Source organism: Brenneria sp. g21c3, from assembly GCF_040240345.1.
In the GTDB taxonomy this organism is placed as follows: domain Bacteria; phylum Pseudomonadota; class Gammaproteobacteria; order Enterobacterales; family Enterobacteriaceae; genus Brenneria.
The window spans coordinates 250,469-265,651 of sequence record NZ_JBEIAB010000002.1 but is presented as its reverse complement, the minus strand read 5'-3'; the positions used below and the strand labels follow the sequence as shown (position 1 = coordinate 265,651).

14 protein-coding genes are annotated in these 15,183 nt (G+C 52.8%); 6 read left to right on the top strand and 8 right to left on the bottom strand.

Annotation, left to right across the window (positions count from 1 at the left end; translation table 11 throughout):
• Positions 1–19: 19 nt before the first annotated feature.
• The 3 genes from ftsL to mraZ are packed head-to-tail and all read right to left on the bottom strand — an operon-like array spanning position 20 to position 1,739.
• On the bottom strand, positions 20–340 hold the full coding sequence (ftsL, locus tag ABRZ28_RS03930; protein ID WP_319604624.1) for a cell division protein FtsL: 321 nt from the start codon (positions 338–340) through the stop codon (positions 20–22).
• The gene (rsmH, locus tag ABRZ28_RS03925; protein WP_319604625.1) at positions 337–1,278 is read right to left on the bottom strand and encodes a 16S rRNA (cytosine(1402)-N(4))-methyltransferase RsmH; all 942 of its coding nucleotides are present in this window, start codon (positions 1,276–1,278) and stop codon (positions 337–339) included. Before rsmH ends, ftsL begins: the two co-directional genes overlap by 4 nt.
• Positions 1,279–1,280: 2 nt before the next feature.
• Positions 1,281–1,739, bottom strand: coding sequence for a division/cell wall cluster transcriptional repressor MraZ (mraZ, locus tag ABRZ28_RS03920; RefSeq protein WP_319604626.1), 459 nt, complete (start codon positions 1,737–1,739; stop codon positions 1,281–1,283).
• 896 nt (positions 1,740–2,635) lie between these two features.
• Here mraZ and ABRZ28_RS03915 point away from each other — a divergent pair.
• The gene (locus ABRZ28_RS03915; protein WP_319604627.1) at positions 2,636–3,109 is read left to right on the top strand and encodes an L-alanine exporter AlaE; all 474 of its coding nucleotides are present in this window, start codon (positions 2,636–2,638) and stop codon (positions 3,107–3,109) included.
• Between the two features lie 41 nt (positions 3,110–3,150).
• Here the strand turns inward: ABRZ28_RS03915 and def are convergent, their stop codons facing one another.
• The 5 genes from def to ilvI all read right to left on the bottom strand — a co-directional run bounded on the left by def (position 3,151) and on the right by ilvI (position 8,446).
• Complete coding sequence (gene def / locus ABRZ28_RS03910; protein ID WP_319604628.1) at positions 3,151–3,672, bottom strand: peptide deformylase; 522 nt, start codon at positions 3,670–3,672, stop codon at positions 3,151–3,153.
• A gap of 14 nt (positions 3,673–3,686) precedes the next feature.
• The gene (locus ABRZ28_RS03905; protein WP_319604629.1) at positions 3,687–4,910 is read right to left on the bottom strand and encodes a DUF2075 domain-containing protein; all 1,224 of its coding nucleotides are present in this window, start codon (positions 4,908–4,910) and stop codon (positions 3,687–3,689) included.
• 86 nt (positions 4,911–4,996) lie between these two features.
• Positions 4,997–6,001 (bottom strand): catabolite repressor/activator, encoded by a 1,005-nt coding sequence (gene cra, locus ABRZ28_RS03900; protein ID WP_319604630.1) that lies wholly within the window; start codon positions 5,999–6,001, stop codon positions 4,997–4,999.
• A 232-nt stretch (positions 6,002–6,233) separates the two neighbouring features.
• A complete protein-coding gene (gene ilvN, locus ABRZ28_RS03895) occupies positions 6,234–6,725 on the bottom strand; it encodes an acetolactate synthase small subunit (protein WP_319604631.1) in 492 nt (163 codons plus the stop codon).
• 2 nt (positions 6,726–6,727) lie between these two features.
• The gene (gene ilvI, locus ABRZ28_RS03890; protein WP_330519538.1) at positions 6,728–8,446 is read right to left on the bottom strand and encodes an acetolactate synthase 3 large subunit; all 1,719 of its coding nucleotides are present in this window, start codon (positions 8,444–8,446) and stop codon (positions 6,728–6,730) included.
• 497 nt (positions 8,447–8,943) lie between these two features.
• Here ilvI and leuA point away from each other — a divergent pair, with 497 nt between their 5' ends.
• The 5 genes from leuA (at position 8,944) to ABRZ28_RS03865 (ending at position 15,079) form a co-directional block, all read left to right on the top strand.
• Positions 8,944–10,524 (top strand): 2-isopropylmalate synthase, encoded by a 1,581-nt coding sequence (leuA, locus tag ABRZ28_RS03885; RefSeq protein WP_330519537.1) that lies wholly within the window; start codon positions 8,944–8,946, stop codon positions 10,522–10,524.
• Entirely contained in the window at positions 10,524–11,615 is a 1,092-nt protein-coding gene (leuB, locus tag ABRZ28_RS03880; RefSeq protein ID WP_330519536.1) for a 3-isopropylmalate dehydrogenase, read from the top strand. Before leuA ends, leuB begins: the two co-directional genes overlap by 1 nt.
• 2 nt (positions 11,616–11,617) lie before the next feature.
• On the top strand, positions 11,618–13,018 hold the full coding sequence (leuC, locus tag ABRZ28_RS03875) for a 3-isopropylmalate dehydratase large subunit (RefSeq protein ID WP_319604635.1): 1,401 nt from the start codon (positions 11,618–11,620) through the stop codon (positions 13,016–13,018).
• Positions 13,019–13,031: 13 nt separating this feature from the next.
• Positions 13,032–13,634, top strand: a complete 603-nt coding sequence (leuD, locus tag ABRZ28_RS03870; RefSeq protein ID WP_319604636.1) for a 3-isopropylmalate dehydratase small subunit — start codon at positions 13,032–13,034, stop codon at positions 13,632–13,634.
• Between the two features lie 485 nt (positions 13,635–14,119).
• Positions 14,120–15,079, top strand: a complete 960-nt coding sequence (locus ABRZ28_RS03865) for a sugar-binding transcriptional regulator (RefSeq protein WP_319604637.1) — start codon at positions 14,120–14,122, stop codon at positions 15,077–15,079.
• Positions 15,080–15,183 lie beyond the last annotated feature (104 nt).

Genomic DNA, 15,183 nt, shown 5'->3' with positions numbered 1-15,183 from the left:
AATTGGATGCCTGTTTAGTTCATTGCTTAACCACAATATTTTCCTGTGACGGATCGACATGTCCCATTTTCAGTTTTTCCGTCGCGATCCGCTCAACGCGGCTATGATCCCCTAAGGAGTTCTCTTCCAGAATCAAGTTACGCCATTCAATATCCAGTGCATCGCGCTCCAACAACAGATGTTCGCGCTCCGAGGTCAACAAACGCGTTTTATGCGCCGTCGTGACGACGAACACCGCGGAAACCAGCACGGCAATCATCAACAACGTCGGGATCTTGGCATTACGCAGCAGATCCTCGCCGATAACGCCGACCAGTCCATGACGCTCATGCCCTATCATGCCGGCAGCCTCTCGGCAAACCTCAGAACCGAACTGCGAGCCCGCGGGTTTTCAGCCACTTCTTCAGCGGAAGGCTTCATTTTCCCCACCGACTTCAACGTTTGTCCGCCCTGACTGCGAAGTTGCGCTTCCGTCAACGGCATACCCGCCGGCACCTGGGGACCGCGGCTCTGATGACGAATGAAGCGCTTCACAATTCTGTCTTCCAGCGAGTGGAAGCTGATAACCGACAGGCGGCCATGCGGAGCCAATACGCTCAACGCGCCGTTCAACGCCTGTTCAATCTCTTCCAGTTCGCTGTTGATATAAATCCGGATAGCCTGAAAACTGCGCGTCGCCGGATGTTTATGCTTCTCGCGAATCGGACTGGCGGCCGCTATCAGTTCGGCCAGCTCTTTGGTTCGCGTCATCGGTTCGGTGCGGTTACGTTCGACAATGGCGCGGGCGATCCGCTTCGCAAAACGTTCTTCGCCGAAGGTTTTTAATACCCAGACGATGTCATCCGCTTCCGCTTTCATCAGCCATTCCGCCGCCGAAACGCCGCGCGTGGGATCCATGCGCATATCCAGCGGACCGTCGCGCATAAATGAAAAACCGCGTTCGGGATCGTCAAGCTGAGGCGATGACACGCCCAGATCCAGCAACACGCCGTCAATGCGACCGGTAAGATCGCGCTCCGCCATATAGTCTGCCAGCGCTGAAAACGGGCCATGAATAATAGAAAAGCGGGGATCGTCTATCGTCTTGGCGACCTCAATGGCCTGAGGATCGCGATCGATTGCCAGTAAACGTCCTTCTGGTCCCAGTTGGGAAAGAATAAGACGAGAGTGGCCGCCACGGCCAAAAGTACCGTCTACATAGATTCCGTTACCGCGAATGTTCAAACCGTTAACGGCTTCATCCAATAGCACGGTTGTGTGTTTATAATTTTCCGGCATGACTATAGTGATAAGTCCTGCAATCGCTCAGACAGCGCTTCCTGAGTCGACTGTTCTGCGTCGATATCATCCTTGACCTGTTGATACCAGGTCTGTTCATCCCACAGCTCAAACTTGTTGAACTGCCCGACCAGCATCACTTCTTTTGTAAGACCTGCGTGTTGCCGCAACGTACTGGCGATTAATAAACGTCCCGCATTATCCATCTGACATTCGCTGGCATGCCCCAATAACAAACGCTGAACACGACGTTCGGCGGGGATCATGCTCGACAGACGAGAAAGTTTCTGTTCAATAATTTCCCACTCAGGCAAGGGATAAAGCAGCAGACATGGCTGGTGAAGATCAATGGTGCAGACCATTTGACCTTGCGATTCCTCGTTCAGCGTATCCCGATAACGGGTGGGTACGGCAAGCCGCCCCTTGCTGTCGAGATTAACCAGCGTAGCCCCACGAAACATACCTGAGTTACCCCTTCATAACCTTTTTCGCCACTTTATCCCACAAATTCCCACATTGGAGAGTGTACGGAGGGTATGAAAACCTTGTCAAGCCAGAGCGGGCGTGCTTTGGAATTATTTCTGCATGAATTTGAGCCGACATGAGGGTAAAAAAAATAAGGATGGATAATTAATAAAGATTAACGTCATGAAAATTTAAGAAAAATTCACCCAAAAATAACTTTGTATAAAGATATGGCAATAAATTCGCAGCAAGAGATTATTTTTACTGTCACAGACTGATACCAAATATAAATATTTCCAGAATAGTCCGAATGCGTCTCAGGCCTGAGCAGACAAGGCTTGCGCGCTTTGGAGCCATTATACTGCCATCGGTGAGATTTGCTCAACGTCACATTTTTGACATCCTCACTTATTGTTTCTTTATTAATCATCAAATCGACATTAATTTACATTTCCTTCCCCGCCGACTTCACGACCAGAGGAAATAAAAACACTGTTTATATAAACAGAGTAATGACCCGCTTTAATAACCTTTGCTGTCGTGGTTAAAGACGAACAGAACTATTTCCATCATTAATTATCAACCTCCGCCTTATTCCCTTTTTATTAATGTCACTATCGCCGTGAACCCTTCTGGGGTAAAAATCACAACCTATTGTTTAAAAAGATTTTTCACATCCTTCGCACCATAAACTCGCGATTCCATGAATTGGCAGAAATAAAGTAGCGATAAAACTGACCAAGCGGTCAAAAATAAATATTTTAAGCTACTTATTAAGCAACAATGCAGTGATGTACACTAGCAAAAAATTTAAAAGCAAAACAAAAGACCAACACAGATGCTTTACTCTGATTTTTGTTCTATCCGCCACCTTAAACTGGAGTTAGCTGGTATGTTCTCCCCGACATCGCGATTACGGAATGCCACCGCAGATACCTTTGCGTTAGTCATTTACTGCTTCATCACCGGCATGGTGATTGAGATTGGGCTGTCCGGCATGAGCTTTGAACAGTCGTTTTCTTCTCGTCTGCTGTCCATTCCGGTCAATATCGTGGTCGCCTGGCCCTACGGCATTTACCGCGACCAGGTGCTCGGCATCGCCAGACGTCATCTATCGGAACATTTCCTGATGCGCAACCTTGCCGACCTATTCGCGTATGTCAGCTTTCAGTCTCCGGTTTATCTCGCGATTCTCTGGGCTATCGGGGCGGATGAATCACAGATACTGACCGCCGTTGCCAGCAATGCGGTCATCTCCATGGCGATGGGGGTCGTGTACGGATACTTTCTGGAATACTGCCGTCGGTTATTCAGGGTGGCCGTTCCTCTTCAATTTCACGACACCAACCGGCGGCAACCGAACTAACGTCCTGCGCTCAGCCGAATAATCGCGCGCAGGCCGGGATCTTACTGGCGGGAAGCCGTCTTACGGCGCAGCTTGGCAAGCTGTACCTTGAGGCGGCTGCGCTTCAGGTCGGAAAGGTTGTCGAGCAACGAGACGCCGTCCAGATGATCGATCTCGTGTTGCAGACACACGGCAAATTCCCCTCCGGCATCTATTTCCTGGGTTTTGCCGTCCAAATCGAGGAATGTCACCTTCACCCGCTTTGAGCGTTCCGCCGGCATAGGATGTTCCGGAATGGAAGAACACAGCTCCAGATGTGCCGTCTTTTCTTCCGAGTATTCGGTTATCTGCGGATTGATCAACGTCAGACGCTGACGTTTGCCCTGCTCATCCGCCATATCGATCACGACAATACGTAGTGGAATACCGAGTTGAATGGCGGCAAGCCCCGAATCCTTCATCTCGTCAATAACGGCAAACATCTGCTCGACCACCGCTTTCACATGATCATCAATGGTATCAACAGGACGGGAAACCTGTTGCATCCGCGGATCGTCGATCCATAGCACTTCTGTTGCTGTCATCGTTATCTCCGTTTTCATCTCTCGTTCTGTAGCGACATGAGTACCGTACGCAGTTTTTCATCATGCGCGTACAGGTAAAGTCCATGGATGGCGCGGGTCATCAGCACATTGATGGCATTAAGCATGATGCGCTCTTTCACCGCCTCGCTGTTATCAATCCGCGCCTTGCCCTGAAAAGCCGCGCTGTCTTCGTATCTGGCGGGATCGAGCACAATCTCTTTTCTCTGCGCATCCCAGGCCACCGAAGGGCCAAGGATCAAACCGACGTAGTTCAGATCGAATCCCTGCACGGTATAGACCGATCCCACTTCATCAATGGTGTCTTCGCGCTCTGCCCACGGCAATCGCTCGCTGGGTTTTGAGCGATCCCAACGCAGGCGGAACCGCCCTTCCGCAATAAAATAATCCTGTCCGTCCAGCCGATAAGGATAATCGTAAGTGGACAACATTCTCGACAGCCCGCTGGCGGCATTTTTTTCTTTTACCGCGTCATACATTGCCTGCGCATCGTCGAATATTCGGATTTCGAAATCGCTTTTCCCTCCGGCTACGGCGGAAGACGGCAAAGGCTGTAGTTTGCGCTGGCAGAAAGCGCGGATCCAGCGCTGAACCGCCGCATCAGCCCGCATTCTGAACTGGTGTTGCAGCACATAAACGTCATGCGGCCACTGGTTCATCATGCGCGACAACTGGCTCTCGCTCCACAGGCTCTTGAATTTCAGCACCTGACGCTCATCAAAAACCAGGACGACGATCCGCGCCAGGCGAATAATCTCATCCAGATGATTATCGTAGAAAAAGTGGTTATAGCTATCGCGTCGGGTCAGCAGCAGATGGGCTTCATCAACCAGAACGATATCCGCGATTGCTCCGCGTTTGTCCATACGATTAATAAAGGTGGTGGGACGCTCATAATCCTTTTTGCGCAGGCTCGGTTGGTTATCCGTCGCATTTTTATAGGCTTTCAGCATCTCGGGATGGTTTACCAGCAGATAGTTTTCACTGCCGTAAAGCGGATGCCGTGGCTGAAGGCGGGCATGGGTTTGTATATCGCGAAAAATGGCGTTCAATAAAACGCTTTTGCCGGTTCCTGCTTCGCCGTGAATCACAAAGAACGCATGCCGATCGTGCCGATGCGTGTTCAGGAAGTCCTCAATGTTGCGTTTCAATGCGTTCTGTTCGCCCGAAAGGGCTTTTTCCGGCGAGAGTTTGAAGCTGGCCTGATTAATGTCTGACATAGTGACTAACTAATTGATGAATGATGCGTCCGTTGCAAGCAGGCGCCATATTTTCCGATAAGTCATATGGCGCAATAAAAGCGGAATTAACGTCGGCTGAGCGATCCCCGACGATAAAGGTTACGGCGGATGCGGTTAAGGCCCGGTTTCGGCCTTTTCGGCTCATCCAGACTGGCCAGCACCAGTTCCAACACGCGCTCAGCCACTTCACGATGACGCTGGGCCACCGACAAGACCGGACATTCCAGAAAATCCAACAGCTCATTATCGCCAAAAGTGGCAATCGCCAGATTGTTCGGCAAACGCCCGCTCATTTTCAGCGTCACGTCCATCACGCCTTGTAAAAGCGGAAAAGCGGTGGTGAATAACGCCTTCGGCATCGGATGATCTTTCAGATACTCGGCGAATACCGTTGCCGCCTCCACGCGTTCGTAACTATTGGCGTACAGGTAATTCACTTCGCGAGGATCGCCGGCCCAGGCCTGACGGAACCCCTGTTCGCGCAGGAAACTCACGGAAAGCTCAGGTAACGCCCCCAGATAAAGCACCGAATCCGCCGGAATTTTTCTCAGTTCCTGCGCCAGCATTTCGGCATCCTCCAGATCGGCGCCCACCACGCTGGTAAAATGTTCGCGATCCAATGCCCTGTCCAGCGCGATAATCGGCAGACTGTCATTGGCCCAACGCTGATAGAACGGGTGCTCCGGCGGTAACGCCGTCGACACGATGATGGCATCGACCTGGCGTTGCAGCAGATGTTCGATACAACGCATTTCGTTATCCGGCCGATCTTCAGAGCAGGCAATCAACAACTGATATCCGCGTTGTCGCGCCTGGCGCTCAAGATAGTTGGCAATACGCGTATAGCTGGTATTTTCCAAATCGGGAATCACCAGACCGATAGAACGCGTGCGCCCGGCACGCAATCCGGCGGCGACGGCATTAGGATGATAATTATGCTCTCTGACCACGGCCATGACTTTTTCAACGGTCTTATCACTGACGCGATACTGTTTTGCTTTACCGTTGATCACATAACTGGCGGTCGTGCGTGAAACACCCGCAAGACGCGCGATTTCATCCAGTTTCACGGAAACCCCTTAGTAAGCCGGATAAATAAATAGAGCGATGACCATAAGCTCCTCATGGATATGGCGTAGATCTAACCGCAGACGCTACTGAACAGCAACCGCTTTTATCATATACCTGCATATTTCAGATTGCCGCCGATCCGTACGTTAAAATCAGCAGACAAGGAAGACGCGGAATGCGGTAGTCGGCAGGCCCGACGCCATGGTCGAGCCTGGTCAGCGAAAATCGGCCTTAGCGCATGATTTTATCGCCGCGGGAGACGCCGACGATCCCGGAACGCGCGACTTCCACAATATCCGCCGCTTCACGCACCGCATTCAGAAATGCATCCAGCTTATCGCTGGTTCCCGCCAACTGTACGGTGTAAAGCGAGGTGGTGACATCGACAATCTGCCCGCGAAAGATCTCGGCGCAACGTTTGACCTCTTCACGGCCGTAACCTGTCGCCTGCAATTTCACCAGCATGATTTCACGTTCGACGTGAGAGCCTTGTCCCAGTTCGCTGACGCGTAATACATCCACCAGCTTATGCAGCTGTTTTTCTATCTGCTCCAGCGCTTTTTCGTCGCCGACCGTTTGAATGGTCATGCGCGACAGCGTTGGATCGTCAGTGGGCGCGACCGTTAAACTTTCGATGTTGTAGCCGCGCTGAGAGAACAGGCCGACGACACGCGACAATGCGCCTGATTCATTTTCCAGTAATACCGATAAAATCCGACGCATGATCAGGTCCTCTCCGTTTTGCTTAGCCACATTTCGTCCATCCCGCCGCCGCGGATCTGCATGGGGTAGACATGCTCGCTGCTGTCGACGTTGACATCCACAAACACCAGACGATTTTTCTGCGCCAGCGCCTGCGCCAGCTTCTCTTCCAGCTCGTCAGGCGTATTGATGGAAATACCGATATGGCCATAGGCTTCCGCCAGCTTGACGAAATCCGGCAGGGATTCCATATAGGAGTTGGAATGGCGGCCGGAATAAATCATGTCCTGCCACTGCTTCACCATACCGAGGAAGCGGTTGTTAAGGTTAACCACCACGATCGGCAGGTTATATTGCAGCGCGGTGGAAAGCTCCTGGATATTCATCTGGATGCTGCCATCGCCGGTGACGCAGATAACCGTCTCTTCCGGCAACGCCAGCTTGATGCCCAATGCGGCGGGCAGACCGAATCCCATGGTGCCCAGACCGCCGGAGTTAACCCAACGGCGCGGGAGATCGAATTGATAATAGAGCGCGGCAAACATCTGATGCTGACCCACATCCGAGGCCACATAAGCCTCGCCCTTCGTCAGCCGGTACAGGGTTTCAATCACGGCCTGAGGTTTTATGCTATCGCCATCCTGGTTATATGCCAGGCAATGCCGCGACCGCCATTGCTCGATATTCAGCCACCAGTCGCGCAACGCATCGAACTGCTGCTGAGCGCCGTCCTGCGCCAGCAACTCCAGCATCAACGTCAGTACCTGCCTGGCATCGCCGACGATCGGCACATCCGCCGAAACCGTTTTCGAGATCGACGCCGGATCGATATCGATATGCAACACCGTCGCCTCAGGACAATATTTCGCCAGATTATTGGTGGTGCGATCGTCAAAACGGACTCCGACGGCGAAAATCACGTCGGCATGATGCATGGCCATATTGGCTTCATAAGTACCGTGCATGCCGAGCATGCCCAGACTTTGACGATGCGTGCCGGGGAAACCGCCCAGTCCCATCAATGACGTGGTCACCGGCAGATTGAGTTGCTCCGCCAGCGCCAGCAGTTCCTGATGGCAATCGGCGCTAATCACCCCGCCGCCGCTGTAGATAACGGGTTTCTCCGCCGCCAGCAACGTTTGCAGCGCGCGGCGGATCTGGCCTTTATGTCCCTGAACCGTCGGATTGTACGAACGCATGCTGACATGGTCGGGATACATATAAGGCAGCTTATTGGCCGGACTCATCACGTCTTTCGGCAAATCCACCACCACAGGACCGGGACGGCCGCTGGATGCCAGATAAAAGGCTTTTTTCAGTATGGTTGGCACATCTTCCGCCTGCTTGACCAGGAAACTGTGTTTCACGATGGGACGGGAAATGCCCACCATGTCGCACTCCTGAAACGCGTCATAGCCAATCAGGGATGACGCCACCTGACCGGAAAGCACCACCATGGGAATCGAATCCATATAAGCGGTGGCGATGCCGGTAATGGCGTTAGTCGCGCCGGGACCGGAGGTCACCAACACCACGCCGACGTCGCCGGTGGCGCGCGCATAGCCATCGGCCATATGCACCGCGCCCTGTTCGTGACGAACCAAAATATGTTCAATGCCGCCAACCGTATGCAAGGCGTCATAAATATCCAGCACGGCACCGCCGGGGTAGCCGAACACATGTTTTACGCCCTGATCGATTAACGATCGGACCACCATCTCGGCGCCTGACAACATCTCCATGGGTTTGCCTCTTTTGTTCAGAAAGCGGTTACGCTTCTCTCTATCTTTTATATAGACGGGGGAAATCCCGATGTTCGCTCTGTTTTGATTTCGTTATTTTATTCAAAAGCGCATTTAATATATACACAATAGATTAGGGAAAAGCCGTACATAATTTTGGCAGCAGTCTACCGTTATCCGCCAAAACCGCAATGTTATTCGGCGGCGCAAACAAAGCCGCCGGGCGATGATTCGGCCGTAGCCAAACAAATCAAATATTGACATAACCCTGCAAATCAAGTACCAATATGGGCAGCGAATCAATTTCAGATGACGAGATATCATGTTCAATTTCTCTTTCCTACTAGGCCTACTACTAAACGCATCTACGTTGCGCGGTATGCTGGTGGGCAGGATTCAGAACTGATTTCGCACCTTCCAATAAAAAAACCCGCGCCGATGCGCGGGTTTTTTTTTAACTCGCCGGGCGCCAGTAAATACGATAAGGAATCAAGCCGATGAGCCAACAAGTTATTATTTTCGATACCACATTACGTGACGGTGAACAGGCGTTGCAGGCCAGTCTGAGCGTTAAGGAGAAACTCCAGATTGCACAGGCGCTGGAAAGAATGGGCGTCGACGTAATGGAAGTCGGCTTTCCGGTGTCCTCTCCCGGCGATTTCGAATCGGTACAGACCATTGCCCGCCATATCAAAAACAGCCGGGTTTGCGGCCTCACTCGCTGCGTTGAAAAAGATATCGACGTCGCCGCCGAGGCGCTGCGCGTGGCCGACGCCTTCCGCATCCACACCTTTATCGCCACCTCGCCGATGCATATCGCCACCAAGCTGCGCAGTACGCTGGACGACGTTATCGAGCGCGCGATTTATATGATCAAACGCGCGCGCAACTACACCGACGATGTGGAATTCTCCTGTGAAGACGCCGGGCGCACGCCAATCGCCGATCTGTGTCGCGTGGTGGAGGCCGCCATCGATGCCGGCGCCCGCACCATCAACATCCCGGACACCGTCGGTTATACCCTGCCTCACGAATTCAGCAATATCATCTCTTCTCTGTATCAACGCGTACCCAATATCGATAAAGCCATTATCTCCGTTCACACCCATGACGATCTCGGTCTGGCGGTGGGCAACGCCATGGCGGCGGTCAACGCCGGCGCGCGTCAGGTGGAAGGCACGCTGAACGGCATCGGCGAACGCGCCGGCAACTGCGCGCTGGAAGAAGTGATCATGGCGATCAAAACCCGTCATGACATTCTGAATCTGCAAACCAATATCAATCATCAGGAAATCTACCGTACCAGTCAGTTGATCAGCCAGATTTGCAACATGCCGATCCCGGCCAACAAGGCCATCGTCGGTTCCAACGCTTTCGCCCACTCCTCCGGCATTCATCAGGACGGCGTGCTGAAAAACCGCGAAAACTACGAAATCATGACGCCGGAATCCATCGGCCTGAAAGAAGTCCAGTTGAACCTGACTTCCCGTTCCGGTCGTGCGGCGGTGAAACACCGTATGGAAGAGATGGGTTATAAAGACAGCGATTATAATCTGGATAATCTGTACGCCGAATTCCTGAAACTGGCCGACAAAAAAGGTCAGGTTTTCGATTACGATCTGGAAGCGCTGGCCTTTATCAATAACAAGCAAGAGGACGCGGAATTTTATCGTCTGGACTATTTCAGCGTACAATCGGGTTCCAGCGTGATGGCGACCGCCTCGGTCAAACTGGTCTGCGGCGATGAAACCCAGTCAGAAGCCGCGACCGGCAACGGTCCGGTTGACGCCGTTTATCAGGCTATTAACCGCATTACCGGCTATCAGATTTCACTGGTCAAATATCAACTGACCGCCAAAGGACACGGCAGAGATGCATTGGGTCAGGTGGATATCGTGGCGGATTATCAGGGTCGTCGTTTCCACGGCGTCGGCCTGGCGACGGATATCGTCGAATCCTCCGCTCAGGCGATGGTGAACGTTCTGAACAATATCAAACGCGCTCAGCAGGTAGAAAAAGAAATTCAGCGTCTGCAACAGCACAATAGCAAACAACAAAATAGTCAGGAAACAGTGTGATGACAAAGAGTTACCATATCGCCGTCTTACCCGGAGACGGTATTGGCCCGGAAGTAATGGCGCAGGCCCACAAAGTGTTGGAAGCGGTACGTCAACGCTTCGACATGCGGATCACCACCAGCGAATACGACGTGGGCGGCATTGCCATCGATCGTCAGGGGATGCCGTTGCCGCCGGCGACGGTTGCCGGTTGCGAGCAGGCCGATGCGATTCTGTTCGGCTCAGTGGGCGGCCCGAAATGGGTGAACCTGCCGCCGGACGAACAGCCGGAACGCGGCGCATTGCTGCCGTTACGCAAACATTTCCGCTTATTCAGCAACCTGCGCCCCGCGCGTCTGTATCAAGGGCTGGAAGCATTCTGTCCGCTGCGCGGCGACATCGCCGCCAAAGGCTTTGATATTCTGTGCGTGCGCGAACTGACCGGCGGCATCTACTTTGGTCAACCGAAGGGACGCGAAGGCAGCGGTCAGTACGAACGCGCATTCGATACCGAGGTTTATCACCGTTTTGAGATCGAGCGTATTGCGCACATCGCCTTCGAGTCCGCCCGTAAACGTCGCGGCATCGTCACCTCGATCGATAAAGCCAACGTGCTGCAAAGCTCTATCCTGTGGCGTGAAATCGTCAGCGAAATCGCCAAAAGCTATCCTGACGTGCAGCTCTCGCATATGTATATCGACAACGCCACCATGCAGCTGATTAAAGATCCGTCCCAGTTTGACGTGGTGCTGTGTTCCAACCTGTTTGGCGATATTCTGTCCGACGAATGCGCGATGATCACCGGTTCGATGGGCATGCTGCCGTCCGCCAGCCTGAACGAGCAGGGCTTCGGTTTGTACGAACCGGCGGGTGGTTCCGCGCCGGATATCGCCGGCAAAAACATCGCCAATCCGATTGCGCAGATTTTATCCCTGGCGCTGCTGTTGCGTTACAGCCTGGACGCGGATGACGCCGCCACAGCGGTTGAAAAAGCGGTGAACCTGGCATTGTCCGAAGGCTATCGCACTTCGGATCTGGCCAGCGACGGCAACGCGGTGGGTACGGATGAAATGGGCGATATCATTGCCCGGTTTGTTGCGCAAGGGGCCTGATCATGAGTAAGACGTTATATCAAAAATTGTTCGATGCGCATGTCGTCTACGAGGCGCCGAATGAAACGCCCCTGCTGTATATTGACCGCCATCTGGTACACGAAGTGACCTCGCCGCAGGCCTTCGACGGTCTGCGCGCCAAAGGACGCAAACTTCGTCAGCCGGGTAAAACCTTCGCCACCATGGACCATAACGTCTCCACCCAGACGAAAGATATCAACGCCTGTGGCGATATGGCGCGTATTCAGATGCAGGAACTGATTAAAAACTGCGCTGAGTTCGGCGTACAGCTGTATGACCTGAATCACCCGTATCAGGGCATCGTGCATGTTATCGGCCCGGAACAGGGTATGACGCTGCCGGGCATGACCATCGTCTGCGGCGACTCCCATACCGCCACGCACGGCGCGTTCGGTTCGCTGGCGTTTGGCATCGGCACGTCGGAAGTCGAGCATGTAATGGCAACGCAAACCCTGAAACAAGGGCGCGCGAAAACCATGAAAATCGAAGTGACCGGTAATGCCGCGCCCGGCATCACCGCCAAAGATATCGTGCTGGCGATTATCGGTAAAACCGGCAGCGCGGGCGGTACCGGACACGTCGTGGAATTTTGCGGCGACGCCATCCGGTCGCTGAGCATGGAAGGCCGCATGACGCTGTGCAACATGGCGATCGAAATGGGCGCCAAAGCCGGTTTGGTGGCGCCGGATGAAACCACGTTCGCCTATCTGAAAGGCCGCCAGTTCGCGCCTAAAGGCGCAGACTGGGATGCCGCCGTCGCTTACTGGAGCACGCTGAAATCCGATGACGACGCCAGCTTCGACACTGTCGTCACGCTGAACGCGGCCGATATCGCGCCGCAGGTCACCTGGGGTACCAACCCCGGTCAGGTGATTGCCGTCAATCAGACCATTCCCGCGCCGGAATCCTTCAGCGATCCGGTGGAACGGGCTTCAGCGGCCAAAGCGCTGGCGTATATGGATTTGCAACCCGGCATCAAACTGACCGAGGTGGCGATCGATAAAGTCTTCATCGGCTCCTGTACCAACTCGCGTATCGAAGACTTGCGCGCGGCGGCGGAAGTCGCCAAAGGCCGCAAGGTCGCCAAAGGCGTGCAGGCTATCGTGGTACCCGGCTCCGGCCCGGTGAAGACCATGGCGGAACTGGAAGGGCTGGATAAAGTGTTTATCGAAGCCGGCTTTGAATGGCGCCTGCCCGGTTGCTCCATGTGTCTGGCTATGAATAACGACCGCCTGAACCCCGGCGAGCGCTGCGCCTCCACCAGCAACCGTAACTTCGAAGGCCGTCAGGGCCGCGCCGGCCGCACGCATCTGGTCAGCCCGGCGATGGCCGCCGCGGCTGCCGTTACCGGCCGTTTTGCCGATATCCGCGAGTTGAATTAAGAGAGAAACCGACATGGCTAAATTTACCCAACATACAGGTCTGGTGGTTCCTCTGGACGCCGCTAACGTTGATACCGACGCGATCATTCCCAAGCAGTTTCTGCAAAAGGTGACGCGTACCGGTTTCGGCCAGCACCTGTTCAACGACTGGCGTTTTCTGGACGAGTCCGGCCAGCAACCCAACCCTGATTTTGTGCTGAACAAACCGCGCTATAAAGGCGCCAGCATTCTGCTGGCGCGGGAAAACTTCGGCTGTGGTTCTTCACGCGAACACGCGCCCTGGGCGCTGACCGATTACGGTTTTCAGGTGGTGATTGCGCCGAGCTTTGCCGATATCTTTTACGGCAATGCGCTCAACAACCAGCTGCTGCCGGTCCGATTGAGCGAAGCGGATGTCGATACGTTGTTCAAGCTGGTCGACGGCGAAGAAGGCATCACCTTCACCGTCGATCTGGAAAAGCAGACCGTATTGGCCGGCGGCAAAAGCTATCCGTTTGAAATCGACAGCTTCCGCCGTCACTGCATGCTCAATGGTCTGGACAACATCGGCCTGACATTGCAGCACGAGGCGGCCATCGCCGATTACGAAAAGAATCAGCCCTCTTTCCTGCATTGATGACTACCGGAAATACCGGACTCGGTATTTCCCTCATCGCGTAACCGCAGCGCTTCCCCGAGGAAGCGCTGCGTTTTTTGCCTTTATCTGGCGATTAAGATCGGAAATAACGCCATCCTGGCAGATCGATCGTCAAATGCGCTAATCAATATATTTCGATTGCCTCTACCGCCTTTCCTTAATTTGCACAAATGTGCAAAATTTTATTTTTACGAAAATAAAAATGTGACGAACTACCGATTTCCGCTCACTCGTGCAAAATAAACCGCGCGCCACAAACGTAAGCTCTATCAATTAAATAGCCAATAATGCACAACTGTGCGTTATTTAATGCTTTGTAAATAAAATTTATCGGTAAATAAAACCAGAAAAAACAAATTTATCGCCAGTCGACATTTTGACAGGCTGATATGAACATGATTATATCAAATCAGAAATAGCCGATTAATGCCTGCACAAATGTGCAAATATATTGGGGGGGGCCAATGGAGAACAATGACGACCTGCGTTTGCTGATCAAAATTGCACAAATGTATTACGAGCAGGATTTGACCCAGTCGCAGATCGCGAAATCGCTCGGCATTTATCGCACCACCATCAGCCGGATGCTGAAAAAGATCCGTCAGCAAGGCATTGTTACTATCGCCATCAATTACCAGTTCAATGAAACGCTGCTGTTGGAACAACGGTTAAAACAGCGATTTGGACTAAAAGAAGCCATTGTATCCCCGGTGGATGCCGGGCAGTCGATGCAGGAACAACTCAATAGCATGGGGTTACTGTGCGCCAATTTTCTCAATGGCATTATTGAAGATCGTGATGTGATCGGCTTCTCATGGGGCAGCGCGCTGGCAGCGGTCGTAGACCAGATGGCCGACGGCTGCGGCAAAAAAACCGTCACCTGCGTGCCGATGGTCGGCGGCCCATCCGGCAAGTTGGAAAGCCGCTACCACGTCAATACCATCGTTTACAGCGCGGCAAGCAAGATGCGGGCAGAATCAAAGCTGATTGATTTTCCAGCTATTCTTGAGCAGAAACTGATTCGCGACGGCATCATGGAATCACAGCATTATCGCGCTATTTCCGAATATTGGGACAAACTGGATATTGCCGTTTTTGGCATTGGCTCGCCCAATATTACTGGACATTCTATCTGGCGCGCTTTTTATGGCAGCGATGTTATTGAACACGTTAATACAGCACTGGTTGCCGGAGATATATGCTCCCGTTTTTACGACTCGGACGGAAAAGGCATCACGACTTATCTTTCTGAGAAAACCATCAATATTACGCTGGATAAAATTAAACGCGCCAATTACGCCATAGGCGTAGCGCATTCCTATGAAAAGTTGTCCGGCATTATCGGCGCCATTAACGGCGGCTATATTAATTGTCTGGTTACAACCAAGGAGACGGCGGAAAAACTGCTAACTATTACGCCATAACAGAACCAAAGAAAAATAACGATTTTAAACGGCGACTCGTCGTTTACGGCCTCCCCTTGCCGAAAAACAACCAACCAATAATGAGGAGCAAGAATATGCAGGAC

What these genes read in the sequence shown, in the direction of transcription:
- ftsL (WP_319604624.1), bottom strand. Translation starts at nt 340, where the DNA reads ATGATAGGGCATGAGCGTCATGGACTGGTCGGCGTTATCGGCGAGGAT.
- rsmH (WP_319604625.1), bottom strand. Translation starts at nt 1,278, where the DNA reads ATGCCGGAAAATTATAAACACACAACCGTGCTATTGGATGAAGCCGTT.
- mraZ (WP_319604626.1), bottom strand. Translation starts at nt 1,739, where the DNA reads ATGTTTCGTGGGGCTACGCTGGTTAATCTCGACAGCAAGGGGCGGCTT.
- ABRZ28_RS03915 (WP_319604627.1), top strand. Translation starts at nt 2,636, where the DNA reads ATGTTCTCCCCGACATCGCGATTACGGAATGCCACCGCAGATACCTTT.
- def (WP_319604628.1), bottom strand. Translation starts at nt 3,672, where the DNA reads ATGACAGCAACAGAAGTGCTATGGATCGACGATCCGCGGATGCAACAG.
- ABRZ28_RS03905 (WP_319604629.1), bottom strand. Translation starts at nt 4,910, where the DNA reads ATGTCAGACATTAATCAGGCCAGCTTCAAACTCTCGCCGGAAAAAGCC.
- ilvN (WP_319604631.1), bottom strand. Translation starts at nt 6,725, where the DNA reads ATGCGTCGGATTTTATCGGTATTACTGGAAAATGAATCAGGCGCATTG.
- ilvI (WP_330519538.1), bottom strand. Translation starts at nt 8,446, where the DNA reads ATGGAGATGTTGTCAGGCGCCGAGATGGTGGTCCGATCGTTAATCGAT.
- leuA (WP_330519537.1), top strand. Translation starts at nt 8,944, where the DNA reads ATGAGCCAACAAGTTATTATTTTCGATACCACATTACGTGACGGTGAA.
- leuB (WP_330519536.1), top strand. Translation starts at nt 10,524, where the DNA reads ATGACAAAGAGTTACCATATCGCCGTCTTACCCGGAGACGGTATTGGC.
- leuC (WP_319604635.1), top strand. Translation starts at nt 11,618, where the DNA reads ATGAGTAAGACGTTATATCAAAAATTGTTCGATGCGCATGTCGTCTAC.
- leuD (WP_319604636.1), top strand. Translation starts at nt 13,032, where the DNA reads ATGGCTAAATTTACCCAACATACAGGTCTGGTGGTTCCTCTGGACGCC.
- ABRZ28_RS03865 (WP_319604637.1), top strand. Translation starts at nt 14,120, where the DNA reads ATGGAGAACAATGACGACCTGCGTTTGCTGATCAAAATTGCACAAATG.